Origin of the sequence: Bradyrhizobium elkanii USDA 76 (genome assembly GCF_023278185.1) — a bacterium.
GTDB classification, from domain to species: domain Bacteria; phylum Pseudomonadota; class Alphaproteobacteria; order Rhizobiales; family Xanthobacteraceae; genus Bradyrhizobium; species Bradyrhizobium elkanii.
Map to the genome: position 1 here is coordinate 3,124,013 of NZ_CP066356.1, position 18,204 is coordinate 3,142,216.

Here is an 18,204-nt window from a genome sequence, read left to right on the forward strand (position 1 = left end):
GTCGCGTTTCTTACACGGCGCATCGACCGGCACGAATGGCGGCACGGGCGAGGACACCGTCGGGCTGTACGAATTAGCTCGTCTAGGCCAGGTTATGACCGTGCAATCCAACGATCGCCTTGCTTGACATAAGATCGCTTGACCGCCGCCCATGCAGTCCTGTGACCGATCTCCTCTTGCCTCGGATCACCGCGGTGAGCTGCGTAGCTATGATTGAAGGCTTCACGATAGATATCTTGGGCGTGCGGCGGCAGGTGACTGCGTATCGGAAGCGGAAGGTCGTTGTTCGACTGGTAAGGCATATACAGCTCTGCTGGCACCTCGCCCCACGTCCCGCGCATGTCCGGAAAAAATGCCCCGGATGCACGAGCGATTAGGGGCAGTTGGGAGCTTTGGAAGACCCATAGCGGATCGGCTCTATGCGTTTAAAGGTCGACGCTACCTCAAATCGGCAACGGCAACGGGATTGAGATCGTCGGGTGCGAGAGAAAGATGGACTGTGGTTTTGGGACGCAAGCTGTTGATGCCGGAGACGCTACGACCATGTAACCCGCCAATCGTCACTGCGATGCCAGCAACTGCCGCGAGCACGACGATCTTCCTATGGGTCGTGCGGTCTGCCGCGTGGAAAGTATGATTCATGGCCAGCTCCTTCACATAAAGCTTGCCTTGGGATCCCGCGCCTGAAAATTTGGGATCGTTCCCTAAGGGCTCTTGCGGAGGAGCTGACAGCTCGCCAAACTGCCTTGCAGCAACGAAGACTACAAAAGTTGCAGGGTCTGTTGATCCAATTCAGCCTGGCCTGCCGTTCGCGACGATCAAACCGGGCGCGCCATGGCTCGATGCCGTTCACACGTTGCTGGAACCCGGCCAGCGCTGTCTGCGTGTACCTGGATGTGAAACCGCGCCTGGTGAAGTCGCCTCGCAAGGCCGCTTCTTGAATTCACCGCGCCGATCAATGCGACATGGGCGTCGGGAGCGGCATGCTTTGCAGCATCTCGCGCGTGACCCCTCCGAGAAACCTTTCCTGGAAGCGTGAATGGCCGTAGCCGCCCATCACCAGAAGATCCAGTCTCTGGTCCGCCGCGACCGAGAGAAGGGCCGGTTGAATTTCTGAATGCTGTGCGCAAACCTTCACGATTTTCGCTGACAGGGGCGCCCGTGCCAGGTGCTGGACCAGCCGCTCCGGACTAGCCTCATCGGGTATAGTTTCCGAGTCATCAATAGTCGCAATGGTGATGGCTTCTGCATTCTTGAGCAACGGCATTGCATCCCGCAACGCGCGGCTGGCGAGGCGGCTCCCATCCCAACAGATACCGATGCGTCGTGGCGAGAGCGGCCCCCGGAACGTGTGGGGCATGAACAGCACGGGGCCACCCGACTGAAACAGGATTTCCGTCGAGAGATCGTTATCGAACGTAGACCGTTCGAAATCGGGCTGGGATACGATGGTCAGATCGTGGAGTCGTGCGGCGGCGGATGCGAACGCGACGGCCTCCGCGGGAATTGCGCTCATGGTACGGCACGTGTAGGCGAGACCCGTCTTCCCGACCTCGTTTTCAAACACGTTGATCGCGGTCTCTGCGCGCTCCATGGCACGAAGCCGCTCTTCCTCAAAAATGGTCGGGGTCGCAGGAGATACGACTGCCGCGATCGGGATGTTGGCCGGCTCATAGCCTATTGCCAACGCGGCAATGTGTGCGCTGCAAGCGTCGGCAAGGGAAATGGAGCCATCCACGACGGGTCGGACCGGCCGTTCAGACGGGATCAGAACCAGCATATTCCGGAACATAAGGTGCTCCTTCCAGCGTGTGTGACGACTATCTATCTTGAACTCTTAACCAGCAGCCGGGCAGTCGCGTATTGATCCATGTCAGGGCGCGGGCGCCGCTAACTCAAAGGCGGAGTCGACAAGGGTCGCGATTTTCGCAGGTTGCCGCCGGCCATGCAGAACTTCCCGGACTCGCCGATGGCGATCTCGGCAACCGAGATATTCAAGCGGCATTCCGAATGTGTCAGCTCCGAGGCCGCTTCGATGTTTCGTGAGGGGCGGGATCCATTGCATCCGGCAAACCTGCGTCGTCCGCGAGAGCGCCGATTCGGTTGCCATCAACAGGATAACCGGCGGTGCCGTCATCATGGCCGGATCCGGGATGTGCACCGGCGGCAGGACTCGCCATCGTGCGCCTGTTCGGCGAAGACATTGCGGTTCGCAGCACGATTTACACCATCAACGGATTTTCAGCTCATGTGGACCAGCAGGAGCTGCTCGCATGGCGACGCACGATCGAGGGATGCGAGGCAACGTTTCTCGTCCATGGCGAAGAGCCCGCAATGCTGGCGCCCGCTGCGCATCTGGAAGGACAGCGGGTCGAGCTGCCGCGTCCGGGCGACGTGTTTGATCTATAGACGGGCTGCGCAGCCGAACGGGACAATCCGGGCCAAACGGTCATTTTGAGCTGTCTGTCGTTTCAGCCCGCAGCCTTCATGTGCTCGGGAGATTCGACGTAGAATCCGGTATACGTATCCACGAAGCAGAGGTGATCGTGCACCTTCCTGACGCCGGCAGCGTTCTCCGCGGCCACGATGGTTGCCTCACGCGCATGGTCGCTGGTGACGATGCCATGCAGATGGACAACGCCGTTGCGGACGGTCACCTCGAACCCGATGGGACGCCAGCTCACGGCGTCGATCTGCTGGAGGATACGATCGCGGATGTGATCGTCGTCCGCGGTCGGGTCCGGGATCTCATGCGCCAGACTGGCCACGGCCTGGAGCAGGTTTGACCGGGTCACGATGCCGACAACGTCCTTGCCGCGCATCACGGGCAGGCGCTTGATGTTTCTTTTCTCCATCAAGTGCACCAGCTCCTCGAGCGGCGTTTGCTCCTCGACCGTGACCGGTTCCAGTGTCATCACGTCCTCGATCTTTCGACCGCGCTCGTGGACGAAGTCCGCGGCTGCGTGCCCGGGTCCAAGCAGGAAGCGAAGAACGGCCGAACGCTTGCGCCCGGTTCCGATCTCGCCGCGGCGCAAGAAGTCGCTTTCCGAGACGATCCCCGTCAACTTGCCGTCGTCGACGACCGGCAGGCCGCTGATGTGGTTCCGAAGCATGATGTTGGCGGCCTCCTCGATCGAGGTCCGAGGCGTAACGGTGACGACATTCTTGGTCATGATCTGGTGGGCGCGCATGAATGCCTCCAATGGGTCTGTCGCTTCAAAAATGACAGGCCTAATGCTCCTCGCTTTGACTTGGCGCAACAGGCCGCAATGTTGCTCGCCGCGATCTGAATCCGGTCGTCAGGAAGATTCAAGGCCAACCGATATCGTTAGCTGTTATCGATACACCGGCGCGCGAGGGACGGTCCTATCGACGATGTTTGCGGCGTAGCGTCTGCAGCGCGAATGCTCGCAGCCGCTTCGTTGCGCTGCGCCCCGACAGGTGGATGGCAGTCGAAAGCGATACGAACAAGAGAATCATCAAGATGGCTTTTGCTGTTTCGCTCGTCATTCCGGCGACTCCGATTTGCACGGTAGTCTGAAATTGAATGTCATCGCGGCGGAAGTCCTTGCTCTGGATCAACAGAGCGACAAGCGACTAGGAGATTTGTCCGGCCATCGACGTTCCCGAAGCAGATGTTTCCCGCCAAAGTCGCTTTCACGGAACCTGCTTCTCCTCCAGTTTCTGACGCAAGCGGCAAAGTGCGCGCGGTTTGATCTGGCGCAAATGTCACGAGCGATCACTGCGTTACAAAGCTCTGGTCCTTGCAGGCCGAACACGCACGTCCTTGAGAGAGGCCAGATCGTGTTGCTGGCTGCGTTGAATGAAGGGGGGCGTTCGCCATTGTATCCCCGTCGGCGGCGCCGCCCTTCCCCTGGACCGTTCCAATATCGAAGACCGAGGGGCGTATGCAAAAGGACTGCAGCGTCATCGGTACGACAGCGCAGGAGCCGCTGGGCGATCGGGCGGGACACGTGCTCGCCAGCTTCCTCTATTCCTGCTTCGGCGTAGATGGCTTGCTGAAGGGTGCGGTCGTGACGGCGATCAATGCCAGCGAGTGGGACGGCCCGAAGGGAATGCAACTGGCGGCGGTCGGCATTCATCGCGCGCCCGGCGGCGAGGCGGTTGACGAACTGCTGGAAGGGACCGGCGCTGTCGTCATGAGGGAAAGTGACAGTCGCCGAAATCTGCACGTCGGACGAGCAGGACGCCGCGATCCACCGACGTTCGCGTCCACACGGCCGAGCCGGACGCAGGGTACGTACCTTGTCAGACTGGCAAAGAGCGAAGGCGCCGACCTCATCGTCACCGGAGGCTATGGACATAGCCGGCTCGGTGAATGGATGTTCGGCGGCATGACGCGGGGCTTGCTGCAGCAGGCCCCAATCTGCCTGCTGATGTCGCATTAGATCGGCTGTGTCTCCCACGGTCGCGGTGACGGTGGCTCCTGAGGATCTCGGTCTTGCGGTCGCCATTGCCGTTTGGCGCGGTTGCCGACGGGCGCGCGTATGAAGGATGGTTGGTAACGTAGATGGACGCAGGCTTCACTCTGCTTGGGTTGCAGTCGCGCCTCAATCGTCTTGCCGCAGGCGCGGTTTGCAGAATCTCCGATTGCGACTACGAGCGGTTGTTTGGAATCAACAAGGTTGCTGCCGCCAAGGGAGGCGTGCGATGAAGATTGCCGGACTCATGCTAGCAATTGCCCAAGAAGCCGAGGACCGGGCCACGGATCGCAACGCAAGCGATATCGATCAGATCCGCAGGTTCAGTGACCAGACTTCTCCCGAGGAATTTGGCGCTGACGACGAGGCAGAGCAGGGCGGTGACGATCGCCGGACCGCGGCCTCCGGCGAAAGCGAACGGCCGCTCGGCATGAGCCGTTTGTGCGGCGAAGACAGGCCTATCGTTTCGCTGACGCCGTTCTTTGGGCGCTCTGGAGCGTCGCGTGCCGGCACGTTAGGCCGCTCTCGTCGACATCAATGATCTTTCGTGCAAACAGGTTCAGCTCGATCGTACCCGGCGAACGCGCGGTCTCGATCGCGTACGTCGCGTCATTCGCGCTACGCGCGGTAACGCCCTTGGCCCAGTCCTGCAGAGCCGTGACCTTCTCGGCCACGGAGGCGGTGGAATTGAACATGCGGAACAGCTCCCAGGCTTCGTTCGATTCGACCTGAATCTGCTCGAACCAGTGCCGGTTCAAGTCGCATATAGGCGCTACCTGCGCGTTGATATGCGTCAACTCGATAGCTTCGGCCGTACTGGTTCCGGCGATCAACATGGCTGCGCTTGGCATTTACGAAGCAACATCTCCGATCATCGGTCGTGGCGCTTTGATTCCCGTCAGGCTTGCGGGAGATCAAAACGAATGAGTCGCGCTTGTGGGAGATTGACCGAAGCGTTGAATGGAGAGCGGCAATGCGCGCCCATCAAATCATGGCGAGACACATCATCACTGTCGGAACCGGGACACCGATTCTCGACGCAGCCAAGCTGATGATGGATCATCACATTAGCGGCTTGCCGGTGGTCGATGCGACTGGAAGACTGGTAGGCATCCTGTCGGAGACCGACTTCTTACGGCGAAGCGAGATCGGCACGCAACGCCGCCGTGCCCGCTGGCTTCTGTTCCTTCTCGGCTCGGGCCACGCAGCTGCTGACTTTGTCCACGAGCGCGGGCGGAAGGTGGGAGAGATCATGTCGCGTGATCCCATCACCGTCACGGAAGAGGCGCCTCTGCCCGATCTGGTCGAAGTCATGGAAAAGAGAGGCATCAAGCGGTTGCCGGTGATGCGCGACGGTCATCTTGTCGGCATCGTTACGCGCGCTGACCTGCTGCGGGCGGTTGCGTCTGTTGCCCACGAGGTTCCGGATCCCACGGCGGATGATAAACACATCCACGACCGTATCGTTCGGGCACTCGACGGCGCAAGCTGGTGTCCACTGGGTCTGCAGGTCTCGGTCCGCAACGGCGTGGTACATCTCCGCGGGATCATTATGGACGAGCGGGCGAGGCTGGCGGCTATCGTTGCCGCTGAAAACACAACCGGTGTCAGGGAGGTGCATGACCACCTGTGTTACGTCGATACCTATTCCGGCTACTATATCCAATCCGCAGAGGATGAGCGAACGGCCGCCGCAAACGCAGCGAAGGAGACTGCAGGATGATCGTGCGCCGCGCGATCCTGCTTATTCCGTTGATCGTGACCGCGGTGGTCAGCGCGGATGTCGTGGCATTCGCCGCGAGTCCAGCCGACGGTGAGACATCATGAGCGTTGGATCGTACAAAGGAATTGAATACTCAATCATTCAGTCGATCTATCCCAAGGGATGGCGATGGACCATCCACACCAGTACCAAGTCCGGCCAATCCGACACCGCCCCCACGCAGCACGAGGCCAAGGTGGCCGTATTTCGAGCAATCGACCAAGTTGCCGCGTCCCTGTATTACCGAGATTTGGATCCGCGACATTACTTCGTAGCGCGCGTGTAAGTATTTCGATTGTAGGTCGGCAACCGTGCCGACAAGGCGGTGTCTTGCCCCGGCGGACGATTCAATGAGATATCGTAGATTTGGCCGATGTGGGAAAAGGCGGTAGCAACACGCCAAGCCGGTCGGCCATCACCGTGGATGCCGATCTCCGCTCGATATGCACGTGCGCCGGCCAATGTGCCCCTTGACCCGATGATGTTGAGGTAGTGCGGGGCGGCTCGGCTCCATTCGTATTGCTGTACGAAGACGGCGAGTACGCCATCCTGCTGCAGTCCCATCTCAAGGAGAGGGAGTGGGGTGGGTGCTGATGCGGCTTCCTGATCCACTATGCCGGTCGAGAGGCTGAAGATGCTTGTTCGGTCAAGCGTTGGCCGAGAATATCGCGACGGGCGCATGGCTCGGCATTGCGATGTTGTGGCCTGTGATTTGTTGATGCCTTACGGCGATGTCGTGCTGATCTGCTCCAGCGAAGCGGCAATTGAAACGTTCTTCGTGCAGTGATCGTCCTGTCCATCTTCTTTCGCATCAAGGGCACGCTGCATGGTGCCGAGTTCGACAAGATCATCCGGGACGGGCAAGCATGCAAGGCGTCGGCGATGGAGCGTCAGCGCCGCGCCGATTGGCTAGGCGCGAGCCACTTTCGCGCGGAATGGGATCAGCGGGATGCAAGCGCACAACCCTTTGAGGCAGGTCAAACGCACTCGATGCAGCGATGCGAAAATAGCAAAACGTCCGCAATTCGAGGCTGTGATCATGCAAGCCCCAAACGAGCTTCGGGAAGAACCGTCGATACTGAACCAGTCCGCCTCGCTCGTGCCGTCAGAGTCGCATCACCCGCTACTGGCACGGCGGGCAGCGCTCAAGCGGCGCGGCCGGCAGATCGCCGCCGTGCTTCTCGTTGTTCTGGGCGGCGTCGTCGGTACCGGCTACTATGTCTGGAAGAAGGCTCACCCGCCTCTTCCGGTCGGCATCAGCCTTGGCAACGGTCGCATCGAAGCGGACGAGATCGACATCGCGACCAAATTTGCCGGCCGGGTTTCCGAATTGCTGGTCGACATCGGCGACATCGTTGCGCCGGGTCAGGTGCTGGCGCGGATGGACACCCGAGATATCGAGCAATCGCTCTCCAAGGCGGAAGCCCAGACCAGACAGGCGCTGCGCGCCGTCGAGGAAGCGCAGGCCAACCTTGCGCAGCAGCAGACGACGAAGACGCTCGCCGAACAGGAGATGGGGCGCACCAATTCGTTGCTGAAGAACGGTTGGACCACCCAGGAGATCGCGGACCAGCGCAAACAGTCACTCGACGCGGCGATCGCCGGCCTCAACGCGGCACAAGCCAGGGTCCTGGTCGCCCAGCATGCGCGGGAGGCGGCCCAGCATGACGCGGGCTTCTACAGGGTGCAGATTGCCGACAACACGCTGGTTGCGCCAAAGGCCGGGCGGATCCAGTACCGGCTGGCCAATATCGGGGAGGTCCTTCCCGGTGGCGGCAAGGTTTTCACCATGCTCGATCTGTCCTACGTCTACATGGACATCTATCTGCCGACGCTGGAGGCCGGCAAGGTCAAAGTCGGCGCGGATGCGCGCATCGTGCTTGATGCCTATCCAGATCATCCGATCCCGGCCAAAGTCTCCTTTGTCGCAAGCCATGCGCAGTTCACGCCAAAGACCGTTGAAACCCAGACGGAGCGTGACAAGCTGATGTTCCGCATCCGCACCCGCATCGACGAGGAGCGCCTGCTCAAGCATGCCGAGTCAGTCAGAAGCGGTTTGCCCGGCATGGCCTACGTCCGCTGGGATGCGAAGCTCGCTTGGCCGAAGAACCTTGAGGGTTCTCCATGACGAGTGATGATGAGGCGGTCGTCATCGTCCGGGGACTTTGTCACCTCTACGGCTCCGCAACCGCGCTCGATGACGTATCCGCCACCTTGCCAGCGGGGCAGCTCGTCGGACTGATCGGACCCGACGGCGTGGGCAAGTCCTCGCTGCTCGCGATCCTCGCGGGCGCGCGGAAGATCCAGGAGGGCGAGGTCTTCGTTCTCGGTGCCGACATTTCCAATGCCGCCGCCCGCGCGTCGATATGTCCGCGGATCGCCTACATGCCGCAGGGGCTTGGCAAGAATCTCTATCCCGACCTGAGCGTGAAGGAAAATATCCAATTCTTTGCCCGGTTGTTCGGCCAGTCCCGCGAGGAGCGCGAATGGCGGGTTGGGGAGCTCCTGGAGAGCACGGGACTTGCGTCCTTCGCCGACCGGTCGGCCAGGAACCTGTCGGGCGGCATGCGGCAAAAGCTCGGACTCTGCTGCTCTCTCATTCACGATCCCGATCTGCTGATCCTGGACGAGCCCACCACCGGCGTCGATCCCCTGTCGCGCCGGCAGTTCTGGGATCTCATCGACCGGCTGCGCGGGCGCAGGGTGGGAATGAGCGTGATCGTCGCAACGGCCTACATGGAGGAGGCCGAACGCTTCGATTGGCTGATCGGCATGAACAACGGCCGTATCCTCGCCGCGGGCACGCCCTCCGATCTGAAGGCAAGGACCTCGGCGCAATCGATCGAGGACGCGTTCGTAGCCCTGCTCCCGCAGCGTCAGCGCAGAGCTGCGGAGATCGTCGATCTACCGCTCGATTCCGATGCCGAGCCCGTGATCGTCGCCCGCGACCTGACTTGCCGCTTCGGCGATTTCACCGCCGTCAACCGCGTGAACTTCACCATCCGCCGCGGCGAGATCTTCGGTTTTGTCGGCTCGAACGGATGCGGCAAGACCACTACCATGAAGATGCTAACCGGGCTACTGCCGCCTTCGGAGGGTGAGGCGCTGATCTTCGGTAGGGCGCTGGAGGCCGGCAACATCCAGGCCCGCCGTCGCGTCGGCTACATGTCGCAATCATTCTCCCTCTACGGCGAACTCACTGTCGGCCAGAACTTGCTGCTGCATGCGCGCCTGTTCCACTTGCCCCGCGCGTCCGTTAACGCGCGCATCGCCGAGCTCGTCGAGAAGTGCGACCTCGCCGACTATATTGACGATCTGGCCTCGGCGCTTCCGCTCGGCATCCGGCAGCGGCTGTCCCTTGCAGTCGCGGTGGTACACAGGCCCGAGCTCCTGATCCTGGACGAGCCGACATCCGGCGTCGATCCCGTCGCGCGTGACCAGTTCTGGGAGCTCCTGATCGACCTGTCGCGCAATCAGGGCATCACCATCTTCGTTTCGACGCACTTCATGAATGAGGCGGCACGCTGCGACCGGCTGTCCCTCATGCACGAAGGACGCGTGCTTGCAACCGACACCCCGGCCGGACTGATCCAGGCGAAGGGCGCCATCGACCTCGAAGACGCCTTCATCAGCTTCCTCGAGCAGGAACGGCCGGGCGCGGTGCCGGCGCTCACGATCACCCAGGCGCGGGCCGCCGGACCGGACTTGCAGCAGGAGGCTGCGCGGCGCGGCCGTGCAGTCTTCAGCATTCAGAGGCTCCTCGCCTACACGCTGCGTGAGGGTCTGGAGCTGTCGCGAGATCGAATCCGCCTGGTGTTCGCTCTGTTCGGTACCGCCATGCTGATGATCGTCTTCGGCTTCGGCATCTCCACCGACGTCAACAATCTCACCTTCGCCGCGCTCGACCGGGACCAGACTCCCGAAAGCCGCGCGTACCTGGAGGAGCTGCGTGGCTCGCCGTACTTCGTGGAGAAGCCGCCAATTGCCGACTATGCGGACATCGATCGCCGCCTGAAGAACGGCGACATCAACGCCAGCATCGAAATTCCACCAAACTTCGGCGTGGACCTCAAGCGAGGACGCCCGGTCTGGGTCTCCGCATGGATCGATGGCGCGATGCCGTTCCGCGCGCAGACCATCCGCGGCTACCTCGAAGGCATGCACCAGCTCTATCTGAGCGATCCCTCCGTAAAGACGACGCAGCCGACCGCGCCGCTTCCAGCGGATATCGAGATTCGTTTCAAGTACAATCAGGATTTCGACAGCGTCTTCGCGATGGTGCCCTCGACGCTGGCCATGATGCTGGCGCTGTTTCCTGCCATCCTGATGGCGCTCGCGGTCGTGCGCGAGAAGGAACTCGGCTCGATTACAAACCTCTATGTCACGCCGGTGACTCGCTTCGAGTTCCTGGTCGGCAAGCAGCTTCCCTATGTGGCAGTGGCGCTGGTCAATTTCCTCGTCATGTTCGTCATGGCGATCTTTCTTTTTGACGTGCCGCTGAAGGGTAGCTTTCCCGCGCTCCTGGTCGGCACCGTCATCTACGTCTTCACCACGACCGGCTACGGCATGCTGATCTCGACGTTCTGCAAGACCCAGATTGCCGCGCTGTTCGGCACCGCCATCCTCACGATCCTGCCGGCCCAGCAGTTTTCAGGAATGATGACCCCGGTCTCCTCGCTGTCGGGCACGGCGCAGATCATCGGCCTCGGTTTCCCGATGAGCTACTATCGCCCGATCAGCGTCGGCACCTTCACCAAAGGCCTGGGATTCGCCGATCTCGGATCGAGTATCCTGCTGCTCACCCTGTTCATCCCAGTGCTGACGATCATCAGCATGCTCTTGCTTCGCAAGCAGGAGCGATAGATGCGTTTACTCTCGAACATCTTCTGGCTCGGCACCAAGGAGTTGCGCAGCTTCTTCTCTGACTGGGTGCTGCTCGGCTTCGTCATCTACTCTTTCTCGCTCGCGGTAATCAGCCAGGCGCAGAGCAACTCCCAGGAGCTCTATCACGCCTCGATCGCCGTCGTCGACGAGGACCATTCGGAGCTGTCGCGGCGCATCACCCATGCGTTTCTCATGCCCTATTTCAAGCCACCGGTGGCGATTCGAGAGGCTGACGTTGAGCGATTGATGAACGCCGGCAAATACACCTTCGTCATGGATATTCCGCCGGACTTCCAGCAGGACCTGCTGGCCGGCCGGCAACCGCGCCTGCAGATTAACGTCGACGCGACCGCCATGGTCCAGGCCGGACTGGGTTCGGGTTACGCCGAACAGATCATCAATACGGAAATCGCCCGCTTCGTGTCGCATGCGGAGCATGTGCCATTGTCGCCGGTAAATCTCGCCGTCAGAATCGCGTTCAACCCTAACGTGGCGACCTCCTGGTTCACCGGCGTGATGGGCATTATCTCGAGCGTCACCATGCTCGCGATCATCCTCGCCGGCGCCGCCCTCGTCCGGGAGCGGGAGCACGGCACGATGGATCATCTGATGGTCATGCCGCTCAGCCCGCTCGAGATTGCGATATCCAAGATCTGGGCCAACGGCTTCGTGATCGCTGTGGCGGTCGGTCTGTCGCTCCACCTCGTGGTGCGCACGCTTCTACAGGTTCCGATCGCCGGCTCGATCCCGCTTTTCATGTTCGGCACCACGCTTTACCTGTTCTTCGCTACAGCCATCGGGTTGTTTCTTGGCACCGTTGTCCGCTCCATGCCGCAGCTCGGTCTGCTCTATATGCTGGTTGCCGTTCCCATGAATATCCTGTCCGGCAATGCAACGCCGCTCGAAAGCATGCCGCACTGGCTCGCTATCGCCATGCAGGCTTCGCCCTCGACCCATTTCGTTTTGTTCGCGCAGGCTATCCTGTACCGCGGTGCCGGCCTGGACGTGGTCTGGCCGCAATTTGTCGCGGTCGCCGCGATCGCCTCGCTATTCCTGATGCTGTCGCTGATCCGATTCCGGGCCTCGCTCAGCTCTGCCTGACGGCCGCGCAACGCCGGAGGTGGCCAGTGACTAGGGGCGTGTGAGGATGTTAGGCATCGTCTGCGCAAAATGCAGACGGCGAGAATCTCGTCTTGGTCGTTGCGCGCTGACGCCGAAAGCTCGGTCGATGCGCTGAGCATGCGGAGCCGGTCTTGCGCCCAATGCGACCCGCGGCCTTGGACGACATCGTGCTGAGCAATCTCAAGCAGCGCGTGCTCGCACCCGAGCGCATTGTTGAGCTCCTGAAGTCGCTGATCGAACGCCAAGCTGCGAAGAGCGAGTCCGCCGACCACCGGCTGCTGGCGCTGCAGAAAGAGCTGAGCGACGCAGAAGATCGTCTGAAGCGGCTCTACCGCTCCGTCGAAGACGGCATTGCTGAGCTGGACGACATCCTGCAGAAGCGCTCGATGGAAGCAAGGATGTCATCGGCGGATTTGGTCCATCGGAACGGCTTGGCATCGGCGTTGTGTCGGTCGATGAACGAAGTGATGTCCGCCCTGAGGGCGGCGACCCTGCGATAGACGCCGCGCCTGATCTTCTTATCGGTGAGGAGCGCGAAGAAGCGCTCGACTTGATTGAACCATGACGAACTGGTCAGGGGCAGGTGCACATGCCAACGCAGCCTTCTAGCCAGCCATCGCCGGATCAGCGGGATTGGCTTCACCACCGCGTTGGTGGTCAGAAAGCCGTAGTCCGGAGGCCGGCGAAGGCGAACAGCGGCTAGAATCAGTCGCGTTCGAAAATCTTGGCGCCGGGGTAGACTCTCCGGGCGTACGCGACGACCCGCTCTCGCTGCTGAGTCTCCAGGAACGGAGTTTGGATTCTGCACGACCCGACGATGAGGTGCCACAGGCCATTAAGCTTCTGAATGTTGACGATCATTTGGGTGCTCCTCGTTCCTTAGGCGTCCGGAGGCGTAGTAGGAGCGCGTTGTCGGAGTCCGGACGACCGCTTATGGCATCGCGTCCATACTGGTCCATCTGCGCTTTATTCTAGCGTTTCCCTTCTGCCCGGTTTTCGCCGGGCGCGCTATTCCGGTCGACTACGTTCGGGGAAAGTACGTAGGGTAGATGCATCCGCACTAGCTCACCGCCGATACCGCTCCGCCCGGTTCGCGTGGTTCATTTCCTCGTAGGACCTTCGCCAACCTCTCAGGCCCATGCTTGTCCTTGAACGCCTGCCGCGCCGCCTTGAACTGCGTCTTGGTGTCGTCGAGCGTCGCGGCCGAGCCGAACGATGCGTCGGGGATCGTCACAGTGATCGTCCAAAGCCAGATACCGGGCGAGCGCTCGCGGGCGTAGCGGATGCGGCCGTCCTGCACAGGTGTGGCTAGGTCCGCTGTCAACGGTAGACCGGACATCGGGCTGGGCCTGCCGGGACATTGCTTTTGACCCACAGCCGACAATAGCCAAGCGGTATTCCCGCCGCCCTTCACTAGTCGTACAGTCTCGGGCTTAGGCGCTTCCGTAGTTGCCGTTCCCAAGCGCCGCCCCTTCACGTGCGCATGTACCCTTCGATTTTCGCGATAGGCTTTGGCGCTGGCCGACATCTTCAGGCAGATCTCCAGCTCAATATAGCTGGGCGTGCCGTCCATGCTCGTCTCGTGGATGCACGCGGTCATCTCTGCCCTCGAATACGCTGCTCACTGCCCGGTCAATTCGCCTCGCGCCCGGAGTTCGTCGCTCATGCACGAGTCGAGTGTCTCGCCAGCGCCCGAACCGCCGATCATCTCGGCTTTGCAAGTCGAGGCTACGTTGAAGTGCGGAACGGCGTCGACAGCTTTGGCGACCGGAGGAATGAGAGCTACGAAGGCGGACGAAATGAGCGGAGCTTGCGTGAGATCAAATCGATCAGAAGTGTACGCGGCGTCGAAAGGTGAAAACTGGAAACTCGACCGACGCCTTTAGGTCTTCCTGTGGAGGTGATGTACCCGTCATAGTGCGAGGGGAATCTTGCAGGCCCGTGCACTGGTAGGCACCGAGGTGCCATTGACAATTTCAAATCCTTCGAAGATCCGCTTATCGATCAATTACCTCAGGTCAAGTTATGCGGGGTTCTTCTCAGTACACCAGCATCGGTGTTTCTAGAAGGTGATCGTTGACTAGGACAACGCCGGGAATTGCCTCCGCGGCGACCCGAACCGCCGCGCGCTCGTCGGCGGACGGAGCATAACCCCAGAGATCGACGACGCCGTTTTGCACGGTCACATTCAGGTTGAATGTGTGGGCCCACGGCTGCTGCCGAATCTCGGCAAGAAATTTCTGCCGGATCGCGGAATCTGAGAGTGCGATTTCGAGCTTGGGACGGGCAGTCGCCACGGCCTGGAGCAGGTTGGCCCGGCTGACAATGCCGACAAGCTGGTCGTTTCTGTCAACGATCGGAATGCGCTTGATTCCATGCTTTTCGAGTAGCATCGCGATCTCGTGCAGGGGCGTCTCTGGACCGGTAGTCACGACCTCCCGAGTCATAACGTCATTTACCTTGACCGCGTGCGACCTCACGTAGTCGGACGCCATTTGTGCGTCTCCGGTCAGGAGCCCCAGCCACCAGGAATAGGGACGCTCGGTCCCCGCCTCAGTCCGATGGAGCAGGTCGCTTTCCGTGACCACTCCTATCACCTTGCCGTCATCCACGACCGGAACGGCGCTGATACGGTGCTTGAGCAGTATGGAGGCGACATGCCGGACGGTTGCGCTTGCTCTCACCGTAATGACTGGCGAAACCATCACGTCGCGTGCTTGCATGCTCAAACTCCCCGTCAGTCTTCGAGAGAGCATTTCGCAGAATCTACCTCTTCCGTGATTGACCCGGATCAATTCTTCAGCATCGTCGCTGCACTAATGTTGTCTACCGCATGATGGGGGAGTTCGATGACGAAAGTTCCACATGATGCCGTCGTGTTTGTCGGCGACGGGCGCAAGGCCCTCTTCCTCCGTAACGAAGGCGACGCGCAATCCCTCAACCTCAAGGCCGAGGCTGTATTCGAGCATCAGAGCCCTGCAACGCGCATGCAAGGGACCGACCGACCGGGACGGCTGAGCAAGGGACCGCATTCAGGGCAGCGGAGTGCCGTCGAGTCGCCGAACTGGCACGATATCGAAGAACATCGTTTCACGAAGCAGGTTGCGATCGCGGCGGAGCAGCTCCTTCGCAGTGGAAGCGCGAAGATGTTCGTCATTGTTGCTCCGCCGCGAACGTTGGGCGAACTGAGGATGGCCCTGCACGCCGACGTCTGTCGTCACGTCGTGGCCGAGATTCCGAAGGATCTCACCAAGCTGCCAGTCTGGGAAATCGAGAAACATCTGTTGGAAGCTCCGGCTTAATTCCGGCGCCAGCTATTGTTCGCCGCCGTCGTGAGGACGAAAAATGCTCAAGTCAGCAACACGGAACCATGGAGCCTCAGGCCCCCGGAAGGAGCGGCACGCGCCGAGCGACGAAGTAGACGAGGCGCCAAGCCTGATCGATCAAGATCAGACGGATGTGGAGCGCGACCTGCCTCTTGACGGCAATGAACCGGTTGAACGAGGCGCACCCGGGAAGGCCGAACGTCCCTTGTTTGATGAATAGAGGGTTGCCGGTTGAACCAGCGCGACGAAATCCTTGGTCTCGGGCGCTTCATTTGAGTGTTTGAAGGCGGATCGAAGGTAGTCATGAGTGCATTGAAATTGCGTCAGGATGTAATGGATGAACTCGAGTTTGAACCCCGCGTGAATGCGGCCCATATCGGGGTTGTAGTCACCGGAGGTTACGGACATAGCCGGCTGGGGGAATGGATGTTCGGCGGCATGACGCGCGGTTTGCTGCAGCAAGCTGCGATCTGCCTGCTGACGTCACATTAGCTAGTAGCCAGCCAAAGCTAAATCGCGATTTGATAGAGCAATCGGATAGAAGGTGGTGTGGTTCCGGGTTGCAGTCGTCGAATGAAGATAAGCCACGCTTCCCTCTGCGCGCGAGTGTTTTGTGTTGGTCCTGCGCTCGTTTGCAAAGTCCCGGCCGACACCACACGCTTCGCTCGGTTATGCCGCAGTCGGGCGAGGATCGTCGCCCTGTGGCAGAACGCGGTGGATGTAACCGGCCTCCCTTTCCGGGAGAGTCCCTCAACTCATATGACCCGCGCTCAGCGAAATTTCACGTCCGTTCCTGCGACGAGATCGGTAACGACGCAGGATAGGGCGTCATGGCCCCTTACATTTCCTGTCACGCTCTGACGTCGTATGTATCCGGCCAGATCGTGCCGACGCCAGTGAAGACAACAGCCGCGAATATCACGTTCGTCAGGGTCATAGTCTGTACCGGGGCTGGGGTGGTTTCGTTTATGAATCCTGGTGCGGCGTATCTGGGGCCTGTGCTGGGCGTATCTTGCGTAACAAGACGGCTTGAATCTCAGCGATCTCGCCTACGCGAAGCAAATGGGCCATCCCCCAATATAGCCCGATCCCGAGCATACAAAGCAGCGTGGCACGACCGATCACCGTCATTGCATTTGCATCCGGCAGCCATTGCAATAGTTGAATACGGGCGAGGAGGCCGAGGCCCGTCGCTACGACCGCGGACATCGCAAGGCGCAGCGCGACCCGCAGCATTCCCTGCGATCCCTCAAGCGTTGTGCCTCTCGCAATTGCCTCGCGCTCGAAGCGGCGGCGCTGTAGCCAGCCAAGCACCATCACATAGATAATGATAGCTGCCGAGCTCGCGACGGCCAGGCCCATAGCGCCACCTCGCAGGCGTAACGCAACGTAGACGGGCGTCATGGCAGCAGCGATCACCGTGCCGATAAGTGTCGGCAGCCATGTGCTGCCCAGTGCATAGAAGCCGCGGCTGATGAGCGTCTGCGCTGCCCAGCCGCTGAGGCCAATGCAGAGGAAGGTCAGTACGGTGGCGGTTTCTTGCGCGTCGGAGAGGCTGAAACGGTGAGCGGAAAGGCCCCAGATCAGGTAGACCGCCTCGAAGCCTGCGATGGTCAGGCACACTTGCGCCGCAAATGTGAGGAGTAGCGTCAGCCGCACGGCTCGGCATAACAGAGCGTAAGCCTTGACGATGGCCCCCGCCGTGACCAGTTCGCTAATGGTCGGATAGGAAGCGACGCCGACCGCCATCCCGAACATCCCGATCGGGACTTTCATCAAGGTCCGGCCATATTGCAGGTAGGCGAGCGTCCCCGGCGCGAGATAGGAAGCCTGGTTCTTCACGATCCACTCGTCCACGATCACAATCGAAAAGCCGATCATGATCGGGAGCGACAGCCAGAGATAGCGTCTCAGGTCTGGATCGCTGAACGAAATCAACGGCAGCCAGCGCATATTGCTCTTGATGCAACCGTAAAGTGGCAAGGCGAAGGGACCCGCGATGGACCCGACCAGCACGCCCCAAGCAAAGCCTTCGGCACCCAGCTGGGGATAGTAAGCACCGATCAGTCCACCGATGATGATACCTGCGGAGTAGACCAGCGGCGCCAGAGCCGGAAGTGCATGGAGATTTTGGGCCTGCAGCGCTGCCGATAGCAGTCCACCCACCACATGAAAGAATTGGGCCGGCAGGATGATGCGCGTTAGACGGACAAGTGCGTCGATGTCCGTCGGATCGGTGATGCCTGGGGCAACCAGTTCGGCCAATGGCCGCCCAAGCGCCATAAGAACCGCGATGCCGACCGTACCAACCAGCAAGATGAAATTCGCGATGACACTGAACGAAATCCAGGCCCGTCTTTCATCACCTCGCTGCAGGTGCGACAGAAAGATCGGAATGAACACGATTGACAGCGCGCCAGCAGCAAGCAGGTAGTTCAGGAAGTCCGGTAACGTAAAGCTCGCGAAGTAGAGATCGGCCTGGCGGCTGGCACCCAAGGTCCGGCCAAGTGTTCATGAAGCCGGTTATCGCTGATCCTCGGAATTGGCGTCGCGCTGGCGGCTACCAGTGCATCCGCACAATCTGTTGACCTGACCGGAACCTATCAGTGCGTTCAAATGTGTCGCGGCGGCAAGCTGGCTTATGTCACGCAGAATGGACCCGAGCTCA

19 protein-coding genes are annotated in these 18,204 nt (G+C 60.6%); 10 read left to right on the forward strand and 9 right to left on the reverse strand.

What is annotated here, in order from left to right; translation table 11 throughout:
* Window positions 1–92: 92 nt before the first annotated feature.
* From JEY66_RS14890 to JEY66_RS14900, 3 genes are all read right to left on the reverse strand, one after another.
* Complete coding sequence (locus tag JEY66_RS14890; protein ID WP_370144325.1) at window positions 93–341, reverse strand: ChaB family protein; 249 nt, start codon at window positions 339–341, stop codon at window positions 93–95.
* A 97-nt stretch (window positions 342–438) separates the two neighbouring features.
* Window positions 439–642, reverse strand: a complete 204-nt coding sequence (locus tag JEY66_RS14895) for a hypothetical protein (RefSeq protein WP_125459145.1) — start codon at window positions 640–642, stop codon at window positions 439–441.
* Window positions 643–955: 313 nt separating this feature from the next.
* A complete protein-coding gene (locus JEY66_RS14900; protein WP_018272950.1) occupies window positions 956–1,792 on the reverse strand; it encodes a universal stress protein in 837 nt (278 codons plus the stop codon).
* A gap of 389 nt (window positions 1,793–2,181) precedes the next feature.
* Between JEY66_RS14900 and JEY66_RS14905 the strand changes: the two genes are divergently transcribed.
* Window positions 2,182–2,409, forward strand: a complete 228-nt coding sequence (locus JEY66_RS14905) for an MBL fold metallo-hydrolase RNA specificity domain-containing protein (protein WP_016841891.1) — start codon at window positions 2,182–2,184, stop codon at window positions 2,407–2,409.
* A gap of 62 nt (window positions 2,410–2,471) precedes the next feature.
* Here the strand turns inward: JEY66_RS14905 and JEY66_RS14910 are convergent, their stop codons facing one another.
* The gene (locus tag JEY66_RS14910) at window positions 2,472–3,191 is read right to left on the reverse strand and encodes a CBS domain-containing protein (protein ID WP_026193112.1); all 720 of its coding nucleotides are present in this window, start codon (window positions 3,189–3,191) and stop codon (window positions 2,472–2,474) included.
* A gap of 783 nt (window positions 3,192–3,974) precedes the next feature.
* Between JEY66_RS14910 and JEY66_RS45430 the strand changes: the two genes are divergently transcribed.
* Entirely contained in the window at window positions 3,975–4,409 is a 435-nt protein-coding gene (locus JEY66_RS45430) for a universal stress protein (RefSeq protein WP_370143846.1), read from the forward strand.
* Window positions 4,410–4,900: 491 nt separating this feature from the next.
* Here the strand turns inward: JEY66_RS45430 and JEY66_RS14920 are convergent, their stop codons facing one another.
* Window positions 4,901–5,278, reverse strand: coding sequence for a hypothetical protein (locus JEY66_RS14920; RefSeq protein WP_018272947.1), 378 nt, complete (start codon window positions 5,276–5,278; stop codon window positions 4,901–4,903).
* 137 nt (window positions 5,279–5,415) lie between these two features.
* Between JEY66_RS14920 and JEY66_RS14925 the strand changes: the two genes are divergently transcribed.
* The 6 genes from JEY66_RS14925 to JEY66_RS45435 all read left to right on the forward strand — a co-directional run bounded on the left by JEY66_RS14925 (window position 5,416) and on the right by JEY66_RS45435 (window position 12,710).
* Entirely contained in the window at window positions 5,416–6,165 is a 750-nt protein-coding gene (locus JEY66_RS14925; RefSeq protein WP_016844698.1) for a CBS domain-containing protein, read from the forward strand.
* 673 nt (window positions 6,166–6,838) lie between these two features.
* On the forward strand, window positions 6,839–6,991 hold the full coding sequence (locus JEY66_RS14930) for a hypothetical protein (RefSeq protein ID WP_162136737.1): 153 nt from the start codon (window positions 6,839–6,841) through the stop codon (window positions 6,989–6,991).
* Window positions 6,992–7,243: 252 nt separating this feature from the next.
* Complete coding sequence (locus JEY66_RS14935) at window positions 7,244–8,332, forward strand: HlyD family secretion protein (RefSeq protein WP_016844694.1); 1,089 nt, start codon at window positions 7,244–7,246, stop codon at window positions 8,330–8,332.
* The gene (gene rbbA, locus JEY66_RS14940) at window positions 8,329–11,067 is read left to right on the forward strand and encodes a ribosome-associated ATPase/putative transporter RbbA (protein WP_018272946.1); all 2,739 of its coding nucleotides are present in this window, start codon (window positions 8,329–8,331) and stop codon (window positions 11,065–11,067) included. The genes JEY66_RS14935 and rbbA overlap by 4 nt, the downstream gene beginning before the upstream one ends.
* Window positions 11,068–12,189, forward strand: a complete 1,122-nt coding sequence (locus JEY66_RS14945; RefSeq protein ID WP_016844691.1) for an ABC transporter permease — start codon at window positions 11,068–11,070, stop codon at window positions 12,187–12,189.
* A 176-nt stretch (window positions 12,190–12,365) separates the two neighbouring features.
* The gene (locus tag JEY66_RS45435; RefSeq protein WP_016844690.1) at window positions 12,366–12,710 is read left to right on the forward strand and encodes a hypothetical protein; all 345 of its coding nucleotides are present in this window, start codon (window positions 12,366–12,368) and stop codon (window positions 12,708–12,710) included.
* A gap of 205 nt (window positions 12,711–12,915) precedes the next feature.
* On the opposite strand, the gene JEY66_RS14955 is transcribed toward JEY66_RS45435, so the two are convergent.
* The 3 genes from JEY66_RS14955 to JEY66_RS14965 form a co-directional block, all read right to left on the reverse strand.
* Entirely contained in the window at window positions 12,916–13,071 is a 156-nt protein-coding gene (locus tag JEY66_RS14955; protein ID WP_016844689.1) for a hypothetical protein, read from the reverse strand.
* A gap of 199 nt (window positions 13,072–13,270) precedes the next feature.
* The gene (locus tag JEY66_RS14960) at window positions 13,271–13,783 is read right to left on the reverse strand and encodes a hypothetical protein (protein WP_125459146.1); all 513 of its coding nucleotides are present in this window, start codon (window positions 13,781–13,783) and stop codon (window positions 13,271–13,273) included.
* Window positions 13,784–14,249: 466 nt separating this feature from the next.
* Window positions 14,250–14,933 (reverse strand): CBS domain-containing protein, encoded by a 684-nt coding sequence (locus JEY66_RS14965; protein WP_026193111.1) that lies wholly within the window; start codon window positions 14,931–14,933, stop codon window positions 14,250–14,252.
* A gap of 126 nt (window positions 14,934–15,059) precedes the next feature.
* On the opposite strand from JEY66_RS14965, the gene JEY66_RS14970 reads away from it, so the two are divergent.
* Together JEY66_RS14970 and JEY66_RS45440 are read left to right on the forward strand one after the other, a co-directional pair.
* Complete coding sequence (locus tag JEY66_RS14970) at window positions 15,060–15,512, forward strand: host attachment family protein (protein ID WP_016844687.1); 453 nt, start codon at window positions 15,060–15,062, stop codon at window positions 15,510–15,512.
* 327 nt (window positions 15,513–15,839) lie between these two features.
* On the forward strand, window positions 15,840–16,028 hold the full coding sequence (locus JEY66_RS45440) for a universal stress protein (RefSeq protein WP_018272943.1): 189 nt from the start codon (window positions 15,840–15,842) through the stop codon (window positions 16,026–16,028).
* Between the two features lie 474 nt (window positions 16,029–16,502).
* On the opposite strand, the gene murJ is transcribed toward JEY66_RS45440, so the two are convergent.
* The gene (gene murJ, locus JEY66_RS14980) at window positions 16,503–18,032 is read right to left on the reverse strand and encodes a murein biosynthesis integral membrane protein MurJ (RefSeq protein WP_016844685.1); all 1,530 of its coding nucleotides are present in this window, start codon (window positions 18,030–18,032) and stop codon (window positions 16,503–16,505) included.
* Window positions 18,033–18,204: the final 172 nt, after the last annotated feature.

Coding starts and splice junctions, on each gene's coding strand:
- JEY66_RS14890 (WP_370144325.1), bottom strand. CDS start 341: ATGCGCGGGACGTGGGGCGAGGTGCCAGCAGAGCTGTATATGCCTTAC.
- JEY66_RS14895 (WP_125459145.1), bottom strand. CDS start 642: ATGAATCATACTTTCCACGCGGCAGACCGCACGACCCATAGGAAGATC.
- JEY66_RS14900 (WP_018272950.1), bottom strand. CDS start 1,792: ATGTTCCGGAATATGCTGGTTCTGATCCCGTCTGAACGGCCGGTCCGA.
- JEY66_RS14910 (WP_026193112.1), bottom strand. CDS start 3,191: ATGCGCGCCCACCAGATCATGACCAAGAATGTCGTCACCGTTACGCCT.
- JEY66_RS14920 (WP_018272947.1), bottom strand. CDS start 5,278: ATGTTGATCGCCGGAACCAGTACGGCCGAAGCTATCGAGTTGACGCAT.
- JEY66_RS14925 (WP_016844698.1), top strand. CDS start 5,416: ATGCGCGCCCATCAAATCATGGCGAGACACATCATCACTGTCGGAACC.
- JEY66_RS14930 (WP_162136737.1), top strand. CDS start 6,839: ATGCTTGTTCGGTCAAGCGTTGGCCGAGAATATCGCGACGGGCGCATG.
- JEY66_RS14935 (WP_016844694.1), top strand. CDS start 7,244: ATGCAAGCCCCAAACGAGCTTCGGGAAGAACCGTCGATACTGAACCAG.
- rbbA (WP_018272946.1), top strand. CDS start 8,329: ATGACGAGTGATGATGAGGCGGTCGTCATCGTCCGGGGACTTTGTCAC.
- JEY66_RS14945 (WP_016844691.1), top strand. CDS start 11,068: ATGCGTTTACTCTCGAACATCTTCTGGCTCGGCACCAAGGAGTTGCGC.
- JEY66_RS14955 (WP_016844689.1), bottom strand. CDS start 13,071: ATGATCGTCAACATTCAGAAGCTTAATGGCCTGTGGCACCTCATCGTC.
- JEY66_RS14960 (WP_125459146.1), bottom strand. CDS start 13,783: ATGGACGGCACGCCCAGCTATATTGAGCTGGAGATCTGCCTGAAGATG.
- JEY66_RS14965 (WP_026193111.1), bottom strand. CDS start 14,933: ATGCAAGCACGCGACGTGATGGTTTCGCCAGTCATTACGGTGAGAGCA.
- JEY66_RS14970 (WP_016844687.1), top strand. CDS start 15,060: ATGACGAAAGTTCCACATGATGCCGTCGTGTTTGTCGGCGACGGGCGC.
- JEY66_RS45440 (WP_018272943.1), top strand. CDS start 15,840: ATGAGTGCATTGAAATTGCGTCAGGATGTAATGGATGAACTCGAGTTT.